This is a genomic window from Thalassovita aquimarina, from assembly GCF_018219815.1.
Lineage (GTDB): Bacteria > Pseudomonadota > Alphaproteobacteria > Rhodobacterales > Rhodobacteraceae > Thalassobius > Thalassobius aquimarinus.
In genome coordinates this window covers 38,489-61,884 of record NZ_JADMKU010000024.1, presented here as the reverse complement: position 1 = coordinate 61,884, position 23,396 = coordinate 38,489, and the positions used below count along the sequence as shown (strand labels likewise).

At 62.5% G+C, this 23,396-nt stretch carries 19 protein-coding genes; 10 read left to right on the top strand and 9 right to left on the bottom strand.

Annotated elements, in window-relative coordinates; all coding sequences use genetic code 11:
- Window positions 1–61: 61 nt before the first annotated feature.
- The 5 genes from IT775_RS19070 to IT775_RS21515 all read right to left on the bottom strand — a co-directional run bounded on the left by IT775_RS19070 (window position 62) and on the right by IT775_RS21515 (window position 6,396).
- Window positions 62–778 carry a TetR/AcrR family transcriptional regulator gene (locus IT775_RS19070; RefSeq protein ID WP_212702835.1) on the bottom strand — a complete coding sequence of 239 codons (717 nt, stop codon included), beginning with the start codon at window positions 776–778 and terminating at the stop codon, window positions 62–64.
- A complete protein-coding gene (locus IT775_RS19065) occupies window positions 778–3,822 on the bottom strand; it encodes an efflux RND transporter permease subunit (RefSeq protein WP_212702834.1) in 3,045 nt (1,014 codons plus the stop codon). The genes IT775_RS19070 and IT775_RS19065 overlap by 1 nt, the downstream gene beginning before the upstream one ends.
- Window positions 3,819–4,889 (bottom strand): efflux RND transporter periplasmic adaptor subunit, encoded by a 1,071-nt coding sequence (locus IT775_RS19060; protein WP_212702833.1) that lies wholly within the window; start codon window positions 4,887–4,889, stop codon window positions 3,819–3,821. Before IT775_RS19060 ends, IT775_RS19065 begins: the two co-directional genes overlap by 4 nt.
- Window positions 4,886–6,058, bottom strand: a complete 1,173-nt coding sequence (locus tag IT775_RS19055; RefSeq protein ID WP_212702832.1) for an efflux RND transporter periplasmic adaptor subunit — start codon at window positions 6,056–6,058, stop codon at window positions 4,886–4,888. Before IT775_RS19055 ends, IT775_RS19060 begins: the two co-directional genes overlap by 4 nt.
- A 206-nt stretch (window positions 6,059–6,264) precedes the next feature.
- Complete coding sequence (locus IT775_RS21515; RefSeq protein ID WP_281414382.1) at window positions 6,265–6,396, bottom strand: hypothetical protein; 132 nt, start codon at window positions 6,394–6,396, stop codon at window positions 6,265–6,267.
- 51 nt (window positions 6,397–6,447) lie between these two features.
- Between IT775_RS21515 and IT775_RS19050 the strand changes: the two genes are divergently transcribed.
- A complete protein-coding gene (locus tag IT775_RS19050; RefSeq protein ID WP_212702831.1) occupies window positions 6,448–8,958 on the top strand; it encodes an ATP-binding protein in 2,511 nt (836 codons plus the stop codon).
- Between the two features lie 66 nt (window positions 8,959–9,024).
- On the opposite strand, the gene IT775_RS19045 is transcribed toward IT775_RS19050, so the two are convergent.
- A complete protein-coding gene (locus IT775_RS19045) occupies window positions 9,025–9,489 on the bottom strand; it encodes an Lrp/AsnC family transcriptional regulator (protein WP_212702830.1) in 465 nt (154 codons plus the stop codon).
- 131 nt (window positions 9,490–9,620) lie between these two features.
- Here IT775_RS19045 and IT775_RS19040 point away from each other — a divergent pair, with 131 nt between their 5' ends.
- A complete protein-coding gene (locus IT775_RS19040) occupies window positions 9,621–13,040 on the top strand; it encodes an indolepyruvate ferredoxin oxidoreductase family protein (RefSeq protein WP_212702829.1) in 3,420 nt (1,139 codons plus the stop codon).
- Window positions 13,041–13,074: 34 nt separating this feature from the next.
- On the opposite strand, the gene IT775_RS19035 is transcribed toward IT775_RS19040, so the two are convergent.
- Both IT775_RS19035 and rocF read right to left on the bottom strand, forming a co-directional pair.
- Window positions 13,075–14,118, bottom strand: a complete 1,044-nt coding sequence (locus IT775_RS19035; RefSeq protein ID WP_212702828.1) for an ornithine cyclodeaminase — start codon at window positions 14,116–14,118, stop codon at window positions 13,075–13,077.
- Complete coding sequence (gene rocF, locus IT775_RS19030; protein ID WP_212702827.1) at window positions 14,115–15,044, bottom strand: arginase; 930 nt, start codon at window positions 15,042–15,044, stop codon at window positions 14,115–14,117. The genes IT775_RS19035 and rocF overlap by 4 nt, the downstream gene beginning before the upstream one ends.
- Before the next feature lie 141 nt (window positions 15,045–15,185).
- Between rocF and IT775_RS19025 the strand changes: the two genes are divergently transcribed.
- From IT775_RS19025 to IT775_RS18995, 7 genes are all read left to right on the top strand, one after another.
- Window positions 15,186–15,614 (top strand): Lrp/AsnC family transcriptional regulator, encoded by a 429-nt coding sequence (locus tag IT775_RS19025; protein ID WP_212702826.1) that lies wholly within the window; start codon window positions 15,186–15,188, stop codon window positions 15,612–15,614.
- Between the two features lie 141 nt (window positions 15,615–15,755).
- A complete protein-coding gene (locus IT775_RS19020; protein ID WP_212702825.1) occupies window positions 15,756–16,667 on the top strand; it encodes a lipid A-modifier LpxR family protein in 912 nt (303 codons plus the stop codon).
- Between the two features lie 143 nt (window positions 16,668–16,810).
- The gene (locus IT775_RS19015) at window positions 16,811–17,875 is read left to right on the top strand and encodes a Hint domain-containing protein (protein ID WP_212702824.1); all 1,065 of its coding nucleotides are present in this window, start codon (window positions 16,811–16,813) and stop codon (window positions 17,873–17,875) included.
- A 216-nt stretch (window positions 17,876–18,091) separates the two neighbouring features.
- Entirely contained in the window at window positions 18,092–18,712 is a 621-nt protein-coding gene (gene rpsD, locus IT775_RS19010) for a 30S ribosomal protein S4 (RefSeq protein WP_212702823.1), read from the top strand.
- Window positions 18,713–18,911: 199 nt separating this feature from the next.
- Complete coding sequence (hisC, locus tag IT775_RS19005; protein ID WP_212702822.1) at window positions 18,912–19,997, top strand: histidinol-phosphate transaminase; 1,086 nt, start codon at window positions 18,912–18,914, stop codon at window positions 19,995–19,997.
- A complete protein-coding gene (locus IT775_RS19000; RefSeq protein ID WP_212702821.1) occupies window positions 19,994–20,911 on the top strand; it encodes a prephenate/arogenate dehydrogenase family protein in 918 nt (305 codons plus the stop codon). The genes hisC and IT775_RS19000 overlap by 4 nt, the downstream gene beginning before the upstream one ends.
- Window positions 20,908–21,690 (top strand): extensin-like domain-containing protein, encoded by a 783-nt coding sequence (locus IT775_RS18995; protein WP_212702820.1) that lies wholly within the window; start codon window positions 20,908–20,910, stop codon window positions 21,688–21,690. Before IT775_RS19000 ends, IT775_RS18995 begins: the two co-directional genes overlap by 4 nt.
- A gap of 76 nt (window positions 21,691–21,766) precedes the next feature.
- Here IT775_RS18995 and IT775_RS18990 read toward each other — a convergent pair whose 3' ends face one another.
- Window positions 21,767–22,768 (bottom strand): DUF2125 domain-containing protein, encoded by a 1,002-nt coding sequence (locus IT775_RS18990; RefSeq protein ID WP_343231166.1) that lies wholly within the window; start codon window positions 22,766–22,768, stop codon window positions 21,767–21,769.
- Window positions 22,769–22,834: 66 nt separating this feature from the next.
- On the opposite strand from IT775_RS18990, the gene IT775_RS18985 reads away from it, so the two are divergent.
- A complete protein-coding gene (locus tag IT775_RS18985; protein WP_212702819.1) occupies window positions 22,835–23,365 on the top strand; it encodes a gamma-glutamylcyclotransferase in 531 nt (176 codons plus the stop codon).
- The last annotated feature ends 31 nt before the right edge of the window (window positions 23,366–23,396 follow it).

The window sequence follows — 23,396 nt, the reverse complement described above, 5'->3', positions numbered from 1 at the left end:
TTGACCGTAACCAAATCAACAGAAAGAAACAGGAACGGATTCTACACCTGAACGGCCCGGATCAGGGGGCAACGTCAGCCCGTGTTGACGACATTCCTGCCCGACGCGCCGTTTCGCTTCTTGCGATCAGGCTGTCGGCGGGAACGACAAGCGGCGTGAAGGGGCGTTCGGAAATGCGCGCGGCATCTTGGGCCGAATGCCCGAGCATCCGCAACATCGCCGCGACGAAGCCCTGGATGTTGACCGCTTCATCCGCCATCAGCCGCAACATGACGGCAAGGATGGAGGCCTGCAGGATGTCGTTCGCCATTCGAGGTGTCAGGTCGTCGGCGGCATCGCGGGCAATGACATCCGCAAGCAGTTCTTCGGACGCTGCCGGCACAAGCCCGCCATTGTCGAAATTGCGCAGCCCGAGGCGCGCGGTGAATTCCAGCAGCAAGGGATGGCGTTGGACCAGGTCGACAAAAACCTTGATACCCTCTGCCAGGCGCAGGGGCGGCGGCGCCGCGACGTCGGACGCCTGCCTGACCATGGTAACCATTTCAGCGGAAAGCGTGTTTTTGGCGGCAAGCAGCAACTCGTCGGTGGTGCGGAAATAGTTGTAGAACGTGCCGCGCGATACCTCGGCCTGCTGGATCACGTGGTCGATCTGCGCCGCCTCGGGGCCGCGTTCGGCGAAAACCAGCGTGGCGGCCTCGATCAGGCGGGTGCGCATCCGTTCCCGCCGTTCCTGACCAACCCTGGTGCGGTGGTCGCCTGTCTTGTTGCTGTTGGTCATCATCCTTGGTCCTTCTCGGGGCGGACGCGATAGATCGCGACATAGAGGGCGGGCGCAAAGATCAGCGTGATCAGCGTGCCGGCGATGATGCCGCCCATCATCGCATAGGCCATCGGTCCCCAGAATACCTGCCGCGAGATCGGGATCAGCGCAAGAGAGGCGGCGGCGGCCGTCAGCAGGATCGGGCGCGCCCGCTGATCGGAGGCAAGGAACACCGCGTCCCAGCGGCTCTTGCCCTCGGCGATCAGGTCGTCGATGGCCTGGGCCAGGATGATCGAGTTGCGGATCAGGATGCCGATCAGGGCGAGGATCCCGAGGAAGGCGACGAAGCCCAGAGGCGCCCCCGACAGCAATAGCGACGCGACGACGCCGATCAGCCCCAGCGGTGCTACCGCCATCACCACGAACATGGTGCGGAAGCTTTGCACCTGCATCATGGTCAGAAGCAGGATGATGAACACCATGATCGGCACGGCAGCCATGATCGGCGCCTGGCTGTCGGCGCTTTCCGCCACGGTGCCGCCAACCGCCACCTCGTATCCACGCGGCAGGCTGGCCCGGAATTCGGCTATATCGCTTTCCAGCGCATCGACGATGGTGGCGGGCTGATCCTCGGTCAGGATCGCGGCGCTGACCGTGATCACCGGTTCGCGGTTGCGCTGGAACAGGATCGGCTGTTCGGTCACCCATTCGAGCGTTGCGATCGAGGAAAGCGGGATCGGCACGCCCTGTGCGCTGGCGAATTGCAGGTTCTGCAGCGCCGCCAGCGAGGTGCGGTCCTCGGCCTCGCCGCGCATCATGACGTCGATCAGGTCGCGGTCCTGGCGCAGTTGGGTGACCCGGCTGCCCTCGAACAGGCTGGCAAGCACTCCGGCGACGTCGGACTGGGTCAACCCGAGCTGACGCAACCGCGCCTGGTCGAGGTTGACGCGCACGACGCGCACCGGTTCGTTCCAGTCGAGGCTGATGGCGTGCAGCCGCGCATCGCCGGCCAGCACCGCCGCCAGGTCGCGGCCGCTGTCGCGCAGGATGTCGGCATCGGGGCCGGTGATGCGATACTGCACCGGTTTGCCGACGGGCGGTCCGAGCTCGATATACTTGGCGAAGAATTCGACACCGGTCCGTTGTTCGGAATAGTCGGAAATCGCTTTCGCCAACCTATCACGCGCTTCGGCGCCGGTGGTCATGATCACCACCTGCCCGACATGCGGTCCGGCAGTTGGTCCCTGCAGGGTCAGCACGAGGCGCGGCGCGCCGTCGCCGACGTAAGTCGTCCAGTATTCCACGCCCTCCTGTTCGCTGAGCCAGGCGTCGAAGGCCGCCATTTCGGTATCAGTGGCATAGAAGCTGACATTCTGGCGCAGCGAGACATCAACCACGACTTCGGGGCGGTCGGAGGTCGGGAAGAACTGCTGTTCGACGCTGCCCAATCCGACCACTGAAACGGCGAAGATGCCGATCGTGCCCGCGATGGTCAGATAGCGGAACCGCATCGCGAAACGCAGCATCACGTGGAACAGGCGACGCAGCGGTCCGGGGGCCGGATCGTGGTGTTTCCACTTATTCGGCAGGAACGTGGCGCCAAGAACGGGCGCAAACATCACCGCGACGAACCAACTGATCAGCAGCGAAATGCCGATGACGTAGAACAGCGAAATCGTGTATTCGCCCGCCGCCGATCCGTTCAGGCCGATCGGGATGAAACCCGCCGCGGTGATCAGTGTGCCGCTGAGCATCGGCCAGGCGATCGAGGTCCAGGCATGCGATGCCGCTTTGCGGCGGGTGTCGCCCAGTTCAAGCCGCGAAATCATCGTTTCGATGGTGATCATCGCGTCATCGACAAGCAGGCCAAGCGCGATGATCAGCGCCCCGAGGGAAATGCGCTGCAGCGTGATCCCCATCATGTCGAGAACCACGAAGGTCAGCGCCAGTACCAGCGGGATCGTCAGCGACACCACGAAGCCCGCACGCACCCCGAGCGACACGAAGCTGACCGCGAGCACGATCACCACCGCTTCGGCCAGCGCCTTGAGGAAATGGCCGACGCTTTCTTCCACCACATGGGGCTGATCGGCGACCTTGTGAATCTCGATGCCGATCGGCAGATCGGCTTCGAGCCGGGTCATCAGCGCATCCAGTTCCTCGCCGAAGGTGAGGATGTTTTCGCCCTCGCGCATGCCCACGATCAACCCGATGGCCGCTTCACCATTATAGCGGACCAGAGATTTGGGGGGGTCGGCATAGCCTTCGGTCACCTTCGCCACGTCGGCCAGCGTGAAGAATACGCCGCCGATCCTGAGCGGCGCATCGGCCAGGGCGTCGACATCGTCGAACTGGCCGCTGACCCGGATCAGGATGCGTTCACGCGCGGTCTGGATCGATCCCGAGGGCACTATCTGGTTCTGCGCCGCCAGTGCCTGCAGCACGGATTGCCCGTCGAGCCCGAGCGCGGCGAGGCGGGTGGCGGAAAACTCGATATGGACGACACGATCCCGGGTGCCGATAAGGTCGACCTTGCCGGCGGCGTCAAGGTTCTGGACCTGATCGCGGATGTGTTCCGCATAGGTCTTCACCTCGTCCGGGGAAAACCCGTCGGCGGTAAAGGCATAGACATTGCCGAACACGTCACCGAAATCGTCGTTGAAGGAAAAGCCCCTGAATTCCTGCGGGAAATCCCCGCGGATATCCGACATCAGGTTGCGCACGCGCAGCCAGCGGGCATCGATTTCATCGCCGGTCACATCATCGCCAAGGTCGACGTACACCACGGCCTGACCGGGATAGGTGACCGAACGGGTGATATCGAGGCCGTCAAGTTCCTGCAGCTTGCGTTCAATCCGGTCGGTGACCTGTGTCAGCATTTCCTCGGCGGTTGCGCCGGGCATGGAGGCGGCCACAACCATTGTCGGGATGGTGAAAGAGGGATCTTCCTCGCGTCCCATCGAGGTATAGCTTATGGCGCCCGCGATCATCGAAACGATCATCAGGAACCAAGTGAAAGAGCGGTGGGCCAGGGCCCAGTCGGAAAGGTTGAAGCTTTTCATTCCAGACGATCTCCGACGTTCTGATTTTCTGTCAGGGCGTGCGCGCCACGGGTTACGATTTCGTCGCCCACGGCAATGCCGTCGCGGATTACCACGCGGTCACCGATCGTGTTGCCCAAGGTGACGGCAATGAAATGCGCGCGCCGGTCAGCCCCTTCTATGCGCCATACGCCGGGTCCGTTCGGACCTTCGGCGATGGCGATGGCGACACGGGGCAGAGTCATCAGTGGCGCGCTGACGGTGGCATAGCTGGCCTCGACAAGGCTGCCGATCCGGTAATCCTTGGGCGGATTGTCCAGCGCGAGGCGCAGGCGCCTCGTGCCGAGACTGGTTTCGGCCACCGGTTCGATGACCGAAAGCCGGGCGGTGGTGGCGGCTGTGTCGTTCTTATCGCGCCGCAGGCTGAAAACCGCGTCCGGCGGCAGCAGGGCGGCGAAGGCTTCGGGCACGTCGATCACGGCTTCGCGCCCTGTCGGGGCTGCCAGTTTGATCACCGCGGACCCGGCCGATACCGTGGCGCCGGGTTCGGCCAGAACCGACAGCACGATGCCTTCGGTCGGGGCGGTCAGGGTGCTATATTGCGCGGCGTCTTCCGCCCGGGTCAGGCTGGCCCGGGCGTTTTTGACCTTGGCGGCGATGGCATCACGATTGGCGCGCGCGTTGTCCAGCATCGCGTCGCTTGCCACGCCGCGGGCGCGCAGGGTTTCGGCGCGGGCAAATTGCTGGGCGGCCAGCGTCGCCTTTGCTTGGACGGTTTCAAGCGCGGCGCGTGCGCTGGCAAGGTCCTGTTGCAGCGTGACCTGATCGAGCGTGGCAAGCGTGTCGCCCTGCATCACCTGATCGCCGGCTTCGACCGGCACCGATGCCAGCCGGCCACCGGTGAGAAAACCAAGCGTCGCGACGTTCTCGCCCTCGATCACGCCGGGGAAGCGGCGCGCGCGCGCCGGGTCGGCGGTCACGATCTCGGATATCACGGGGCGGGGATGGGCGACCGTTGTCGGGACGTCTTCGGCAAGGATTGCCTGGGGGGGCATGGCAAGCACTACGGCCAAGATGGCTGACTTCATTGACTTTTTCCTGCTTGGGTAACGATCATTCCGTCGTAAAGCGCCTGCGACCCGGACCCGACGACGAGCATGCCGTTGGAAAGGCCGTCGGAAATGGCAATGCTGGCGTCGTCGTAACCTTCGATCGTGATCGGTTTCAAATGCACGGCCATCGTGTCGGGATCCACCGTCCAGACGGCCGGGCCGTCGCGGGTGGCGGAAAGGGCTGTCCAAGGCACGGTGTGGACCGGTGCGGTTTCGCGGCGGACATGACCGTCGACCGTGTCGCCGGTGGTCATTCCGGGCAGGGTCCCCGGCGGGATTTCGGCCCGGACTTCGACGGTGCCGCTTGCGGACAACACGGGTGAGATTTCAGTGATCTTCGTTTTGACCGGCGCCCCGGTGTCGGGTTCGAGTTCGACCGCGAGGCCTCGCATCGCGTCGAGCCCCGCCACGTCCGGCGACAGGAACAGAACCTCCAGGAGGCCGTCGGCCGCGAGGGTCAGGACTTCCTGACCGGGCCCGACGATTTCGCCGGGTTGGGCAAGCTTGTCGAGCACGATCAGGTCCGTCGTCGCGCGGATGACCGTATCTTCGAGCGCCTGCATCGTGGTGGCAAGCCGGGCCTCTGCCTGTCTGCGGCCGGCCTGAGCGGCAAGAAAAGCCTCTTCGGCCGCGTCAAGTTGTGACTGTGTACCGACGCCGCGTTCGAGCAGGTTTTCGGCGCGATCCCGTGCCTGTTCGGCCTGGCGCAGCAAAGCATCGGTCGCAGCGAGCCCGGCCTGGGCGCCCGCAACAGCCGCCTCGGCCTGGGTCGCGTCGAGCCGTGCAATGACCGTTCCGGCGGGAACGTGGTCGCCGGTTTCGACGGTGATTTCGACGATACGCCCGCTTGCGCGGAAGGCGCCGGGAAAGGAATCGGCGGCCTCGATCTTGCCGAAGAGCCGGTAGTCGATGGTTCTGGGGGATGCGTGCACGGTGACGATTTCGACCGGCAGCGCGACTTCGGCCGCCACTGTGATGGGCAGGCATATCGCGGCAAGGAGCGCGGGAAACGAAAGGCGAATCATGGTGGCCTCGTTGGCTGTTCGTGTTGATGTATTCGTCATAATGACAATAGTGTCAATAAATGAGGGCAGAGGAATGCGGTCTGGTCCAGAGGATGCCTGCGCGATTGAAAGGACTGACACCTGAGAGCTTACCCGAGCGGTTAAGGTGGCGCGGCGTCGCCAAGGCACGGCCGGACCGTGGGCTGAGCGCTACAACGGGTATGTGATTGATCTGGTTACAGGTGAGAAAAATTCTACTAGAATTGTGGGCGCTGCCTTATTCAGAGTTCAAGACAGGTTCCGTTGTCTGCAAAAGAAAAGCATAAGCCGTGGGGTTGAAGGTCTCCTCACAACTTGGCCTCTTCGTTGGGATCACGGTGAGTGCCCTGACGCTGGTCGGGGCGTTTTTCTTTGATGCGGTTTCCCTTTTGGGGCGCGTCAATGCTGACCGTACTTTCGAGGAGGAAATTCTTTCTCATGTCACCTCGGTTTACATTTCAAACAACGAAATCAGGCGGTTGGAAATCCGAATGTTGGCGGGCCGGCTCAACGCAGAACCGGCCGACATGGAATCGGACCGGCAAGAAATCGATGCATTGTTCAAGGATTCCGAGGAAGAACTGAAGCACGCGGTTGCCGAGATTGACAGCGATGAGCGACGGTCGGCAATCGCGGAAGGGCTGAGGCAGATCGGCCTGTACAAGAGAATCATCGATATCCAACTGCAAAAGGTCAGCCGGCTGGGGCTGGGCGGGTCGCAGGGCCTTTACGTCGAAATCGGCGCCGCTCGCGCAGCGATTTCCGAGCGATTGAAAGCCGCGTCGCTGACGGCCTACCTGTCGATGCTCGAACGCTGGCCGGGCCCGGAGGATGTGTATACGGGCAATCGCGACGGCTTGAGGGCCGTCGATGCGTCTGAATTCTGGCCCCCGGTCAAGGCGGAGTTGCAGAAATCGGGGCTTGCCGCCAGTCAGATTGCCGAAATCGAGCGCCTGTCGCGCCTTTACTTCTCCCAGCTCGAGGCGTTGGGCGCGGTCAATGCTTCGCTGATGACGTTGCGCCGCAGCTCAGCGAATGTTTATCAGGGTCTTGGAAATCTGTTGGAAGATCTGCGCGGGGATGCCATCATCCGGGTGCAGATTGCCCGCGATGAATATGACCGGATCAGCCGTCGGATGGTGGTGATCATGGCGGTCGCCGTGCTGATGGTGGCGGTCGGATCGATCCTGTCCGGAGTCTTGTTGGGCAAGCGGTTGTCGCGGCAAATCAGGAATATTTCCGATACATCGCGCAAGATGGCCGAAGGAGAGACCGGGATTTCCATTCCCCATCTCGATATGCAGAACGAAATCGGGGATATGGCCCAGGCGTTGAAGGCGTTCAGTGAAACGGCGGAAGAGTTGCGCCGTCTCAATCTGCAGCTAGAGGAAAAGATCGCCGAAAGAACCCGGGAACTTGAAATTCAGACGCGGAGGGCAGAAGAAAGCAGCAAGGCCAAGAGTTCCTTTCTTGCCCACATGAGCCACGAAATCCGGACCCCGATGAACGGCGTGGTCGGCATGGTGGAAATCCTGGCGTCGACAGATCTGGACGATGGTCAGCGCCGGCTGGTTGATACGATCAATGAATCCGCCGATCATTTGCTACGGGTGATCGACGATGTTCTCGATGTTTCGAAGATCGAGGCGGGAAAGCTCGATCTGGAAGAAATGGAAATCGATCTGCTTCAGTTGATCGAACGGTCCATCGAAACCTTCGCAACGACGGCGCGCGCCGCGAATGTGCGGTTGTTGAATTTCTGCGACCCAAGCGTGCCGCAATTCGTGATCGGCGACCCGGTCAGGCTGCGCCAGATCATCCTGAATCTGGTTGGCAACGCGGTCAAATTTTCGAAACGGGAAGACGAGCACGAAGGCGTCGTGGAGGTCTACTCGGACATGGGCGAAGACGGCGTCATCCGCGTGCACGTGGTCGATAACGGCATCGGCATGTCACAGCAGACGATCGATGGGCTGTTCAAGGCCTTCAAGCAGGCCGATCCATCCACCACCCGCCAGTTCGGCGGCACCGGGCTTGGCCTGAGGATCGCCAATCGACTGGTCGAAATGATAGGCGGCCGTATCGAGGTCGCAAGTGTCCTGGGGGAAGGGTCAGAATTCACGGTCAGCTTGCCGCTCAAGCTGGCCAAGGATGGCGCCGGCGGGATCGATCTGACCGGGGTCAGGCTGCTGTCGTTTTTCGAAGCCGCCGGGAAGCTCGGCTCTTTCGAGCAGTACTTCGCCGCGCATGGCGCGAAAGTCGATCCTTTCGAAGAACGTCGCGTATTCCTGTCGGCGGTGAAGCAGGCCGAAGATGACGCCGTCGCCATTCTCGGCTGCCTCAAGGAAAGCGATAGCGGAGAGCTTCTTGCGGATATCCGGGGGCTGGGGCTGGGAACCAAGGTTGTTGTCCTCGATCCCAGTCGGAGCAAGACTAAGGGGATGGTCGCTCCGGGGACCTACTTGACCCACCGCTTCCCGATCCATTTCAGTGACGTTGTGAGCGGCATACGGGCGTTGCGCCACGAGGCGGAGGGCGCCTCGGAACCGTCGGTGGAAACGGTTGAGGCCGAGACGAAAGAACACGCTGCTAGATTGCCTGTCCTGATGTGCGAAGACAATCGGATCAATCAGGATGTCCTGGCCCGCCAGTTGCAGATTTTGGGGTATTCCTACCAGCTTGCGGGGAATGGCAGGGAAGGGTTGGAAAAATGGCGTGCGGACGATTTCGGCCTGATCCTGACCGATTGCCACATGCCTGAAATGGACGGCTATGCGATGACCGCGGCGATTCGGGAAAAGGAAGCCGAAAACGGATCGCAAAGGATGCCAATTATCGCGGTGACGGCGAACGCGTTGAAGGAAGAAGTGTCCACTTGCACCGCCGCTGGCATGGACAGTGTTCTGACCAAGCCGGTCAAGCTCGACGAACTGAAGGCGATCCTCGACGTCTGGTATCTTGGCAATGCGGCGGGCAGCGGCGACGCTCGGGATCAATCCTGATCCGGCTGGGCAGCATCGGCTCTCGTTGCCGGATCCTGTGGCCGGTGTCGTGGCGCGATCGCGGCTTCAGGGCGTGCGGCTTGTGCTCAGGCCCTGTTGTTTCAGGGATCTGAGGACCACGTTGCTTTGCGCGCTGGCGACCGCGGGTAGGCGGAACAGGAACTCTTCGAGAAACCGGTTGTAGGCACTCAGGTCGCGACAGGCGACGAACAGGTGGTAATCCGATTGCCCGGTCGTGGCATAGCAATCGCGCACTTCGTCCTTGCTGCCGATGGCGGTGATGAATTCCTGCAATTTTTCCGGGTCATGGCGTGTCAGGTGAACATGGACGATGGCCTGAAAGCCCAGCCCGATCTTTTCGTCGTCCAGCACCACGCTGTAATTGCGGATCGCGCCGCTGTCTTCCAGCGACCGCACCCGGCGCCAGCAGGACGATGGCGACAACCCCACCTGTTCGGCGAGGTCGGCATTGGAAATGCGGCTGTCGCGCTTCAGCAGGCGCAGGATTTTCTGATCGGTTTCATTGAGCATGGGTTTGGATTTTCAGTTCATGATGATGGCTTGGGCGGAAAAAGTTACCACAAAACCCGGATATTTCCCAGTATATTGACCAAAATTTCCGGCGCTTCTCAGGTAAATCTTCCGAAAAAGAGGATTCCGCCTTGACCGAAAAGCCCCGCTCCTTCGACACCTATCAGCTTTCCGACCGTTATGACCGCTCCAACGGGCGGGTTTTCCTGACCGGCACGCAGGCCCTTGTCCGGGTGCTGTTCGATCAGGCGCGGCGCGACCGCGAAGCGGGCCGCAACACAGCCGGTTTCGTATCCGGCTATCGCGGATCGCCGCTGGGCGGGTTCGATCTGGAAATGTGGCGCAGCCGGGACAAGCTGAAGCAGGACCGGATCGAATTCCTGCCGGCGGTGAACGAAGACCTGGGCGCCACCGCGGTGCTGGGCGCGCAGCAGGCGACGCTCAACCCGAATTGCGATGTCGATGGCGTGTTTTCCATGTGGTACGGCAAGGGGCCGGGGGTGGACCGGTCGGGCGATGCGCTGAAGCACGGCAATGCCTATGGATCGGCTCCGAACGGCGGTGTTCTGGTGGTTGCGGGCGACGATCATGGCTGCGTGTCCTCATCCATGCCGCATCAGTCCGATGTCGCCTTCATGGCGTGGTTCATGCCGACGCTGGCCCCGGCTTCGGTCGCCGAATATCTCAGCTTCGGCGAATACGGTTACGCGTTGTCGCGGTTTTCCGGTACCTGGGTCGGGTTCAAGGCGATTTCCGAAACCGTCGAAAGCGGGGCGTCGGTAGAATTGCAGCCCGACCGCGCGTTTGTGCAGCCTGAATTCACCGCGCCCCCGGGCGGTTTGCATGTGCGCACCGCCGACCTGCCCAGCCCGGAAATCGAAACCCGCCTGGCCCACAAGCTGGCGGCGGTCGAAGCCTTCGTCGAAGCCAACCCGATCGACAAGCGCATCTATGATATCGAAGGCGCCAAGTTCGGTATCGTCACGGCGGGCAAGGCGCATCTGGACCTGATGGAGGCCTTGCGCTTGCTGGGTCTGGACGAAGACAAATGCCGCGCATTGGGCATCGATATCTACAAGGTCGGCATGGTCTGGCCGCTGGCGCGGCGCGATGCGCTGTCCTTCGTGCGCGGCAAGAGCGAAGTGCTGGTGGTCGAGGAAAAGCGCGGCATCATCGAAAGCCAGTTCAAGGAATATTTCTATGATTGGCCCGGCGACAAGCCGGAGAAGATGGTCGGCAAGCACCGCGCGGCAGGCGATCCACTGATCCCCTGGACCGGCGAATTGAGCCCGCTGAAACTAGTCGGTTTCGTGGCCGAGCGGCTGGACCGGTTGTTCCCCGGTGAAGGCTTCGCCGAAAAGGCCCGCGCGCTGACAAAAACCAAACCGCCGGTGCTGCAGGTGCCGGGCGCCGTCCGCACGCCCTATTTCTGCTCGGGCTGTCCGCACAACACCTCGACCAAGGTGCCCGAGGGCAGCATCGCCGCTTCCGGCATCGGCTGTCACGTGATGGCCAGCTGGATGGACCGCAACACGGTCGGTTACGCCCAGATGGGCGGCGAGGGCGTGCCCTGGGTGGCGGCTTCGAAATTCAACGGCAACGGCCACATCTTCCAGAACCTCGGCGAGGGCACCTGGTACCATTCCGGGTCGCTGGCGATCCGGCAGGCGGTCGCGGCGGGCACCAATATCACCTACAAGATCCTGTTCAACGACGCGGTGGCGATGACCGGCGGGCAGCCGGTCGACGGGCCGGTTTCGGTGCAGGGCATCGCCCAGACCTGCCGCGCCGAGGGGGTAGAGAGGATCGCGCTGGCCTCGGACTATATCGGCAAGTTCGACCAGGCCGATTTCCCGCCCGGCACCACCTTCCATCCGCGCGAAGACATGGACCGGCTGCAGCGCGAACTGCGCGACATCAAGGGCGTCAGCGTCCTGATCTATGAACAGACCTGCGCCACCGAAAAGCGCCGCCGCCGCAAGCGCGGCACGATGGAGGACCCCAAGCGGTTCGCCTTCATCAATGATCTGGTCTGCGAAGGCTGCGGCGATTGTTCGGTGGAAAGCAACTGCCTGAGCGTGGAACCGAAGGAAACCGAGTTTGGCCGCAAGCGCAAAATCAACCTGTCGAGCTGCAACAAGGATTTTTCCTGCCTGAACGGATTCTGTCCCAGCTTCGTCACGCTGGAAGGCGCCGAACGGCGCAAGCGCAAGCCGGTTGACCTGGACATCAAGGGGCACCTGCAATCTCTGCCGGGGCCGGAGCAGCCCGATCTTGCCGCACCGTTTGACCTGTTGGTCGCGGGTGTCGGCGGCACCGGTGTCGTGACGGTGGGCGCTCTGATCACCATGGCCGCACATCTGGAGGGCAAGGGCGCCAGCGTTCTGGACTTCACCGGCTTCGCACAGAAGTTCGGCACCGTGGTCGGCTATGTCCGGCTGGCCGACAAGCCCGAGGCGATCAATCAGGTGCGGATCGAGGAAGGGTCGGCAGACGCCCTGATCGGCTGCGATTCCGTCGTGGCCTCTTCCCCGAAGGCGTCAGTGCATTACCGGCAGGGCACCAAGGTGGTTCTGAACCTTGCCGAAATGCCCACCGGTGATCTGGTGCTGCGCCGCGACGCCGATCTGAAGGTCGATGAACGCGAACAACTGGTACGCGCCACCGTGGGCAATGAAAACGTATTGTCGCTGGATGCCAACCGGCTGTCCGAACAGCTGATGGGCGACAGCGCCTTTGCCAACATCATCTTGTTGGGCGCGGCCTGGCAGCAGGGCATGGTGCCGGTGTCGGAACTAGCGATGAAACAGGCGATCCTGTTGAACGGGGTGGCGGTGGAAAAGAACGCGCTGGCCTTCGATCTGGGCCGGATCTGGGCGGCAGATCCCGAACTCCTGACGCCGATGCTGCAGCCGGAGGAGGCGCCGGCGCAGGATCTGGAGACGGTGATCGAACGGCGCGCCGCCTTCCTGGTGGACTATCAGGATCAGGCCTACGCACAGCGTTACCGTAACCGGATCAAGGCGTTCCGCGCGGCATTGCCCGCAGACGCGCCGGAAGAGCTGACCGTTCAGGCGGCGCAATCGCTGTTCAAGCTGATGGCCTACAAGGACGAATACGAAGTGGCCCGGCTGATGACGGCGCCGGAATTCAGCGCGCAACTGGCCGAGCAGTTCGAAGGCGATTACAAGGTTAATTACCACCTCGCACCGCCGTTCCTGCCGGCGGCCAAGGATGCCCGCGGTCGTCCGGTGAAGCGCAGCTTCGGTTCCTGGATGACGCCGGTGTTGAAAACCATGGCCCGGATGAAGCGCCTGCGCGGCACCTCTTTCGATCCCTTCGGGCGCACCCGCGACCGCAAGCTGGACCGCGAATTGCTGGCTTGGTTCGAGGATGTGTTGGAACGTGCCCCCGCCGCATATGACGACGAAACGCAGGACCGGTTGATGCAGGTTCTCGCCGCCCCGATGGAAATCCGTGGCTACGGCCCGGTAAGGGACAAGGTAGCCGCCGAAATGAAGCAACTGGTGGCGCAAAGCGGGATCGTCTGATGGCGGACGCGGGATTGCCCGCGCCCGAACCCGGTCACGCCGCGCGGCCGACCATGCCGAACAGGTCGCGCGGATCGTCCGGATCGGCCAGCATGTCCAGCTGATCGAAGAATTCCGTGCCTTGGATACGGTCATGGATGAAGCGCAGGGCGCTGAAATCCTCGATCGCGAAGCCGACGCTGTCGAAAAGCGTGATCTGGCGCGGATCGCTCCGTCCCGCCGTTTCCCCGCGCATCACCTGCCACAGTTCGGTCACCGGGTGGTCGGGGTCGAGTTGTTGTATCTCGCCCTCAATCCGGGTCTGGGGCGGGTACTCCACGAAGATGTCCGAGCGCAGCAGGATATCGCGGTGCAGTTCCGTCTTGCCCGGACAATCGCCGCCGATGGCGTTGATATGCACCCCGCTGCCGACCATGTTGTCGGTCAGGATGGTGGCGTATTGCTTGTCGGCGGTGCAGGTGGTGATGATCTGTGCACCCTCGATGGCCTCTTCCCCGGATTTGCAGGCCATCACGGTCAACCCGGTGCCCGCCAGGTTGCGCATGGCCTTTCCCATCGCCGCCGGGTCGATATCATAAAGCCGTACCGTGTCGATGCCGCAGATCGCCTTGAAGGCCAGCGCCTGGAATTCGCACTGCGCCCCGTTGCCGATCATCGCCATCACTCGCGCGCCCTTGGGGGCGAGGTATTTCCCGACGAGTGCCGAGGTCGCGGCGGTGCGCAGCGCGGTCAGCACGGTCATTTCCGTCAGCAGCAGGGGATAACCGTTGGCGACGCTCGACAACACGCCGAAGGCGGTGACGGTCTGAAACCCTTCCTTCATGTTCTTCGGGTGGCCGTTGACGTATTTGAAACCGTAGTTTTCCGCATCCGCCGTCGGCATCAGTTCGATCACCCCGTCGGTGGAATGCGACGCCACCCGCGGAGTCTTGTCGAATTCGGGCCAGCGCTTGAAGTCATCCTCGATATAGCCAGCGAGGTCGCGCAGCATCGTTTCGATGCCGGTCGAATTGACCAGCGCCATCATGTTGGCGACGGAAACGAAAGGGACAAGCGCCTTGTCGGACGGTTGGGTCATGCGAAGCTCCGTGTCATGCGGTCCAGAACGCGGCGGCCGCACAGGCTGGCGGCCAGATCGGTCATCAACAGGGCCGTGCGCCCGCGTTCATCGAGAAAGGGATTGAGTTCTACCAGGTCGAGCGACCCGACCAGCCCGCTGTCATGCAGCATTTCCATGATCAGGTGGGCTTCGCGGAATGTCGCGCCGCCGGGCACGGTTGTACCCACGGCGGGCGCGATTGCGGGGTCGAGGAAATCGACGTCGAGGCTGACATGTAACTGCCCGTTGGCGGCGGCAACGCGGTTCAGGAAGGCGCTGAGCGGCGCGGCGACACCGTTTTCGTCGATGGCGCGCATGTCATGCACGGTGATGCCCAGGTCCTTGATAAGAACCTTTTCGGCAGGATCGACCGAGCGGATGCCCATCATGCAGATATTGAGCGGATCGACCGCAGCCGCCAGCGGCGGAAGCGCGTCGAACCCGGGTTGCCCGGTCAGATAGGCGATCGGCGTGCCGTGCAGGTTGCCGCTTGTCGTGCTGTCGAGTGTGTGCAGGTCGGGATGGGCATCGAGCCACAGAAGGAACAGCGGGCGATCCTTTTCGGCGGCGGCGCGAGCAACGCCGCTGACGGTGCCAGCGGCCATCGAATGATCGCCGCCCATGAAAATCGGCAAATCGCAGCTTGTGGCGGCTTCATAGGCTGCCTGCGACAATACGCTGGTCCAGCCTGCCATTTCTGCCAGGTTGCGGATTGCGCCATTGCCGTGCGGGATGGGCGACGTGTCGGGCAGGGCGGTATCGCCCTTGTCGGTGACAGCCCAGCCCAATTCGCGCAGGGTGCCGGGCAGGCCGGCCGTACGGAACGCCGCCGGGCCCATCAGGCAGCCGGGTTGCGAGGCGCCGGTTTGGACCGGCGCGCCGATGATGTGACAGGTCTTGGGCATTGGAAATCCTGGAAATGTGGTCTTTGCCCAAGCGTGCCGATCCTGACGTCAGAATTGAGCGGCAAAAATGATCAATTTGTCGGTTCAATTGATCAATCTGATCGCGTAACTTGCAGATTGAGAATTCCCCGAGGAAAACCGATGCCTGAACTTTCCACTACCGACCGCCGGCTCGTCGCCGCCCTGAAGGATAATGCGCGCGCCTCTATTACGGAACTGTCTCATGTCGTCGGGGTATCGCGCACCACGGTGAAGAACCGGCTTGATGCCTTGGTGGCCGAGAGACGGATTCTCAAGTTTACCATCGAAACCGATGCCGACTACCGCGACCAGGTCCGCGCGATCACCATGATCGAATTGCAGGGCAGCATGTCGCGCATGGTGATCCGGGCCTTGCGCAAGATTCCCGAGGTTTCCTCGGTCTATTCCACCAACGGAGCCTGGGACCTGGTGGTGGAGATTCGGGCCGAGAACCTGCCGCAATTCGATCGAGTGTTGCGTGAAATCCGCGAGGTCAAGGGCGTGCTGAACAGTGAAACCAGCCTGCTTCTGAACAGCGTGACCGACTGACGGCGCCTTCGGGCACGGTTCTTGCTGCAGGTCCGGGAGGTCGGGTGAAATCGCCCGGTTGTGGCTTCGCTGCACTAGAAAACCCTTAGCGGCTGGTTTACCAAGATCGAACGCTGGGGGCGCCAATCTTGGGATGATCGCATGATCCGTTTCTTCACTGCCGCTGCCCTCGGGTTGCTTTTCCTGACGTCTCAGGCCGATGCGGGCGAGCGCGTGCGCTTGGGCTATGGGCGCCTGATCAACAACGATTTTATCGGCGATACCCAGGATCGCTGGCGGACCGGGTCCATCGCTTCCAGCCGCATCTACGGGTCGGGATGGGATGGCGCCTTGCCCGACCGGTTCGGGGATTTGCTTGAATTCCGGATCAACGGTGAAATCATCGCCCCCGACAACCTGGTTAATCCGGCTGCGGGCGATCGGCCTTTCGCCGGTAGCCTGTCTTTCGGCATGCATACCCATTACCAGCACAGCAAAACCGAGATTTCGATGGGGCTGGATATGGTGATGACCGGCCCGATGACGGGGCTCGGCGATTTTCAGAGCGCGCTGCACGATGGGCTGGGGATCGAAGAGGCTTCGGACACCGCTTTGGCGGGGCAGATCGGTAACGGCGTGTACCCGACCTTCGTGATGGAACTGGGGCGTGAGTATGCGCTCGGGCGGGCGGCGTTCAGGCCCTTCCTCGAAACCCGGATCGGGGTGGAAACCATGCTGCGCGCCGGGGCGGACATTACCATCGGTCAAATCGGTGGCGGTGAACTTCTGGTGCGCGACCCGGCCAGCGGGCAGCGCTATCGCACGATGCAGAAGTCGCCCGCCGGCTACAGTTTCGTGGTCGGCGCCGACATCGCTCATGTAACGGATTCGGCCTATCTGCCCGCCAGCCGGGGATATGCGCTGACCGATAGCCGTCAGCGGGTGCGTGCCGGAATGCATTGGCTGGGCGAAAACAGCAGCGGGTTCTACGGCCTGACTTGGCTCGGCGAAGAATTCGAAGGACAGGGCGAAGGTCAGGTCGTCGGGTCCATTAGGTTGAACCTAAACTTTTGATATGCCCGCCGAGGTTGCTGACCCATGAAAAAAGACGTCTGTGCGGCAATTTTTCCTGATTTTTGAGACCCTTGTGGGCTTTGCATGACTGATGGGCGTTGATATACTTTAGTTTATAAAAAGTAAGAAGGCAGGTATCAGGCATGGGAACGGGCTTTAGCGGCACGTTCGTCATTTCCTGGTCACAAACAAAAGCAGACGGCATAGAAGCCGCCCCGGTGCATGCGCTGACTGTTGGGACGTCCTGGTCCTGGCATGGCGATGCGGTGCGGGTGGACGGGCCGACGGAAATACTACGTTTGGACCAGGCTGACGGAGAGGCCAATCTCCGCCGCAGGGCAGCGCGCATGGTGCGCCGTTTGGTGGGGGCAGCGAAACAGAACACGACCGACCTTGGTGCTGTCGAGGTCGATGATCTGTTGATGGACAGCAATATCGTCGTTACCGACGGTTCCCGGACATTCACATTGACGGTGATCGAAGTGGGCGGTGGGGCACCGCCGCTGTTGATGTTCCTGGGGGAAATCCCGCCGGCGAACCGGGAATTGTGGGTGGTGCATCACACTTTGGACGCGATGCAATCCAATCACATGGGCGCCGGCAGCGGCGGGGTGATCTGTTTCACGCCGGGCACCCGGATCGAAACGCCGGACGGGCCGAGGCTGGTCGAGGACCTGCGCGAAGGCGACCGGGTGCAGACCAAGGACAACGGGGCGGAGGAAATCCTCTGGATCGGCAGCCGCCGGATGACCGGGGCTCGGCTTTTCGCGATGCCGAAGCTGCGCCCGATCCGGATCCGCGCGGGTGCCTTGGGCGTGCAGCGCCCGGACGAGGAATTGCTGGTTTCGCCCAGTCACCGCATGCTGGTGCGTGGTCAGGTGGCGCGGGCCCTGTTCAACACGCCTGAGGTTCTGGTGTCGGCCAGGGATCTGGTCGATGGCGATCGTGTCATTGTCGATACGCAGCTGCGCGAAGTGACCTATATCCATCTGCTTCTGGCTAGCCACCAGGTGTTGTGGGCCAACGGGGTGGAAACCGAAAGCTTCCATCCCTCCAACGCGGCGCTGACGACGCTGAAGGATACCGACCGGATGCGGCTGTTGTCGCGCTACCCGGAACTGGAAATGGATCCGCATTCCTATGGCGGATACGCGCGGCGCAACCTGAGCCAGTCGGAAGCGGCGATCCTGATGTACGAGGCGGCCTGAGGGACGTGGCCCGGAACAAGGCGTTTTGCGCTGCCGGGCCACAAGAGCCCGATATCCTTGTTTCCTCCGCTTGACTCTCCCCCAATCCCTTATATAAGCGCGGCTTCATTGGTGTTGGTGGACCCCGCAAGGGGAAACCTGTCATGGGGAAACCCAAGAGGACAACGCCCTTCATAGCCGCCCATCGGGGCGACGCCCTTAAGAAGGAGATCAGCCGTGACCAAACGCACGTCTGCCAAGTACAAAATCGACCGCCGGATGGGTGAAAACATCTGGGGTCGTCCGAAATCCCCCGTCAACCGTCGTGAATACGGCCCCGGCCAGCACGGTCAGCGCCGCAAGGGCAAGCTGTCCGACTTCGGCACTCAGCTGCGCGCAAAGCAGAAGCTGAAGGGCTACTACGGCGATCTGACCGAAAAGCAGTTCCGTCGCATCTACGGCGAAGCCGAACGTGTCAAAGGCGATACCGGTGAAAACCTGATTGGCCTGCTGGAGCGCCGCCTGGACGCCGTCGTCTACCGCGCCAAGTTCGTGCCGACCGTCTTTGCCGCGCGTCAGTTCGTGAACCACGGCCACGTTCTGGTCAACGGTATGCGCGTCAACATCCCGTCCTACCGCGTCAAGGAAGGCGACGTGATCGAGGTGCGTGAGAAGTCGAAGCAGATGGCCGTCCTGCTGGAAGCCGTTCAGCTGCCCGAACGCGACGTTCCGGATTACATCGAAGCCGACCATTCGAAGATGACCGCCACCTTCGTGCGCACCCCGGGCCTGGGCGACGTTCCCTACCCGGTGATGATGGAACCGAACCTGGTCGTCGAATTCTACGCGAAGAACTAAGGGTTCTTCGCCGGAATACCCAAGTTTCGGAAGACCCGCCGCACGATGCCTCGTGCGGCGGGTTTTTCTTTGTCTGCCGGTTGGGAAAGGGCAGGCATGGCACTTCGGCAACTGCGTCCCAGTGGTCATCGACCCGGGCCAGTTCGCGCTTTCCCTGCCCAAAGCGGCTTTGCTATGGAAAGCCGAAGGAGAAACGAACATGACCAAGATCACGCCCCAACCCGGCATCATGGAAATCGCCCTTTACGTTGGCGGTACGGCCCATGTCGAAGGTGTGTCCGATGTTGTGAAGCTCAGCTCGAACGAAAACCCGTTCGGCCCCAGCCCTGCAGCTTCCGAGGCCGCCCGCCGTGCGACCTACGAGCTGCATCGTTATCCCGCGACGGATCATGCCGGGCTGCGCGCCGCGATCGGCGAGATCCACGATATCGATCCCGATCAGGTGATCTGCGGCGTCGGATCGGACGAGGTGCTGCAATTCATTGCCCAGTCCTATGCCGGGCCGGGCGACGAGGTGATCTATACCGAACACGGGTTTTCCATGTACCCGATCCTGGCCCATGCCTGCGGCGCGACGCCGGTGAAGGTGGCGGAAAAGGACCGGGTGGTGGATGTCGACGCGATCCTGGCCGCCTGCAATGACAAGACCCGGATCGTGTTCATCGCCAACCCGGCCAACCCGACCGGCACGATGATCGATCTGGACGAATGTGCGCGGCTTGCCAACGGGTTGCCCGAGGGCGCGCTGCTGGTGCTCGACGGGGCCTATGCCGAATTCGAGCAGGGCTATGATGGTGGTGCGTCTCTGGTCGCAAGCCGGTGCAACGTGATCATGACGCGCACCTTTTCCAAGATCCACGGGCTTGGCGGTCTGCGGATCGGTTGGGGCTATGCGCCCCGCGACATCATCGACGTGCTGAACCGGGTGCGACAGCCCTTCAACCTGTCCACCGTCCAGTTGGCCGCCGCTGAGGCGGCGGTTCGCGACACCGGCTACACCGAAAAATGCCGGGCGGAAAACGAAAGGCTGCGGGGCTGGCTGGCTGAGGCGCTGGCGCGGCATGGCGTCAAGACGGACGTGTCGCACACCAATTTCATTCTGGCGCGCTTCGCCGACGCGGCCGAAGCGGATGCCTGCGATGCCTATCTGAAATCCCAAGGTCTGATCGTGCGCAAGGTGGGCGGCTACGGATTGCCCAATTGCCTGCGCATCACCGTTGGCGACGAACCGGCCTGTCGCCGCGTTGCCCATGCCGTGGGCCAGTTCAGGGAGGGCGCGGAATGACCAAGGTCTATGACCGCGTGGCGCTGATCGGGCTGGGGCTTATTGCCAGTTCGATGTTCTGGGCGATCAAACGCGCAGGCGTCGCCGGCGAGGTGACGGGCTTCGCCCGTTCGCAGGAAACCCGCGACACCGCGCGCCGTATCGGGCTGTGCGACCGGGTCTGCGACAGCGCCATCGAGGCGGTTGAGGAAGCCGATCTGGTGGTGCTTTGCGTTCCCGTCGGCGCGATGGGCGCGGTGACCGCCGAAATCGCGCCGCATCTGAAACAGGGGGCCACCGTCAGCGACGTCGGTTCGGTCAAGAGATCGGTGATCGAGGCGGTACGCCCACAAATCCCCGAAGGCGTGAATTTCGTCGGTGCCCACCCAATGGCAGGCACCGAACATTCCGGCCCGGAATCGGGCTTTGCCACGCTGTTCGACAACCGTTGGTGCCTGATCGTGCCCGATGGCGCTTCGGAAGAAGCGACTGAACGGCTGGAACGATTCTGGCAGGCCCTGGGGGCCAATTGCGAACGGATGGAGGTCGAACATCACGATCTGGTCTGCGCCGTGGTCAGCCACATCCCGCACCTCATCGCTTACACGATGGTGGGGGTGGCAGACGACCTGAGCCGGGTGTCCGATCAGGAGGTGATCAAGTATTCCGCCGCCGGTTTCCGCGATTTCACCCGGATCGCGGCCTCCGACCCGACCATGTGGCGTGACGTGTTCCTGACCAACAAGGAAGCGACGCTGGAAATCCTCGGCCGTTTCACCGAGGAACTGTTCGCGCTGCAACGGGCGATCCGCACCGGCGACGGCGATGAATTGTTCGATTATTTTACCCGCACCCGCGCGATCCGTCGTGGTATCATCGAGGCGGGGCAAGATACCGAAGCCCCGGATTTCGGCAGGGTGAAGGCGACAGAATGAAGAAGATCATGGCGTTCCTTATCGGCGTGGCATCGGCCCAAGCGGTCCATGCCAACGCGCCGGGAACGTCATTGCGCCCGGTGGCTCGGGGCGATCTGGCGCAGGCGATCATTCAGGATGTTACCCCGCGCGTGCTGGGGGTGCGTTCGCAGGCCGACACGCCGGAGCGCAAGGGCGTGTTGCGATTGCTGCGGCCCAGGACGCGATCCGACAGCGGCTTCAGCGCCGCGATCCAGTCCCGCAAGGATCGCCGTCGCGGCACGGTTTGCAACGACCGCGAACTGGTCGGGGAACCGGTCGGATACGTGCCCGGCAAGATGACCGGCTGCGGCGTGCAGGAAGCGATACGGCTGCGCGCGGTGTCCGGCGTGGCGCTCAGCAGGCCGGCGACGATGGACTGCGGAACGGCCAAGGCCTTGAAAACATGGGTTGAAAAAGGAATGAAGCCCGCCGTCGGTCGGCGCGGCGGCGGCGTGGCGGAAATGCGGATTCTTGCCGGCTATTCCTGCCGCACCCGCAACAGCCGCAACGGCGCGCGGATTTCCGAGCACGGCAAGGGCCGCGCCATCGATATCGGTGGGTTCGTCCTGAAGAACGGCAAGGAAATCTCGGTTCTGAAGAACTGGGGCAAGCGCAGGGAAGGCCGGATTCTGCGCAAGATGCACAAATCCGCCTGCGGCCCGTTCGGTACGGTTCTTGGCCCCGAAAGCGATCGTTACCACCGCGATCATTTTCATTTCGATACCGCACGCTATCGCAGTGGATCGTATTGCCGGTAGGCCAAATGCCGGGCCGAGCGGCATTTGCGCGGCACCCTCGGCCGCGTTGCGGTTTTCGATCCCTGTTGCGTGCCCCTCAGCGCAGGCGCAGCACCGGCGCCTCGCCGATCGGAACCGGTCCGAGGAAGACGAGGTCGCGGCGGAAATCCAACGGAATGTCGAGCGTCTTGGGATTGCCCGCCATGCCGGCGATCAGGTTCAATCCGCCGGCCAGCTGATCGGCGAAGCCCCGCGATATCGCTTCGGACGCCACCGCCATATCCAGCATCTCGCGCCAGTTGCGCGCCTTGACGGTCAGGCGGCCCTTGGGACGGCCCTCTTCGTCGACCTGCAGTTCGCCGGCCAGAGCCAGTTCCAGGTCGCCCCATTTCGCCTCGGCCAGTTTGACGTCGATCCGGCGCGGTTGCGGGCGGCTATCCTCGATGGCGCTCAGATCCCAGGGACGGTCGAACCCGATCTGCACATCGGCGCTGAAGGCCGACAGGGTGTGCGGCAGCCCGCCGCTGCGATCCACCATTTTGCGGAACCGCGACGATGGGGCCAGGTCGTCGGCGGCCAGCGCGATCCGGTAAAGGGCGGTTTCGCCCTCTTGCTTTTGCGCGGCCATGTGCAGCGCGGTCATCGTGGTGGCGTCGTGCCCGCGCCGCGCGATCTGCAGCGTATCGGCGACAAGATTGGCGCGGCTCAGCGTCAGGTTCGAATGAGGTTCGGTGATCAGGCTGGCCTGCATCTTGGCGCTGCTCACGTCGAACTTGTCGCCCGGCGTGGCGATCAGTTGCTGATCGGGCCAGATCGCAATGACATGGTTGGGTTTGTAGCTGAGCCTGAACACCTGGAAAAACGGTGCCTGCCATGCCCAGCCGGTTTCCGGATCGGCCAGCGCCAGGTCGGTAAAGGTGGTGTCGAACCGGTTGGGAAATCCGTGCAGCGCGAGGTCGGAATAGTCGGCGGACCATCCGTCGGCCCGGCGGGCATCGAACCAGTCGGAATATCCCGATTTGACCCCTTGCGCCCCGATCACCCAGTACCCGGCCCAAAGCCCGGCAGCGACCAGGATGGCAATCAACAACCGTTTCACGCGCGCACCCCTTTTCCTTTCGCACCGACTGGTGTTTACAAGGGACAAGGTGAAAGGACCAGCGGCATGACGATGTGGGTTTTCGGATACGGTTCATTGCTTTGGAACCCGGGGTTCGATCCGGTCGAAAGCGTGTTGGCGCAGCTCCCCGGTTATCACCGAAGCTTCTGCATGTGGTCGATCCATCATCGCGGCACCGAGGAAAACCCGGGGCTGGTTCTGGCGCTGGATGAGGTGGAACAGGTGCAATGCAACGGGCTGGCCTTGGCCGTGCATTCGGATCAGGAAAGCCGCGTTCTGGACGCATTGCGAGAACGCGAACTGGTCAGTTCGGCGTATTTGGAAAAGCAACTGCAGGTGACCCTGGCGGATGGCAGGCGGGTCGAAGCCGTGACCTATGTCATCGATCCCTGCCATGTGCAGTATTGCGGCGGCATGGACCTTGAGGATCAGGCGCGGGTGATCGCGGGCGCCCATGGCGGGCGAGGTTCGAATGCCGAATATCTGTACAATACCGCGGCCCATCTGCACGAGCTGGGAATCCGCGATCCGGAATTGGACTGGCTGGCCGAGCGCGTGCGCGGAATTCGCGCATAAGTCCTTGGCTTCAAGGCCTTTCCGAACTAAG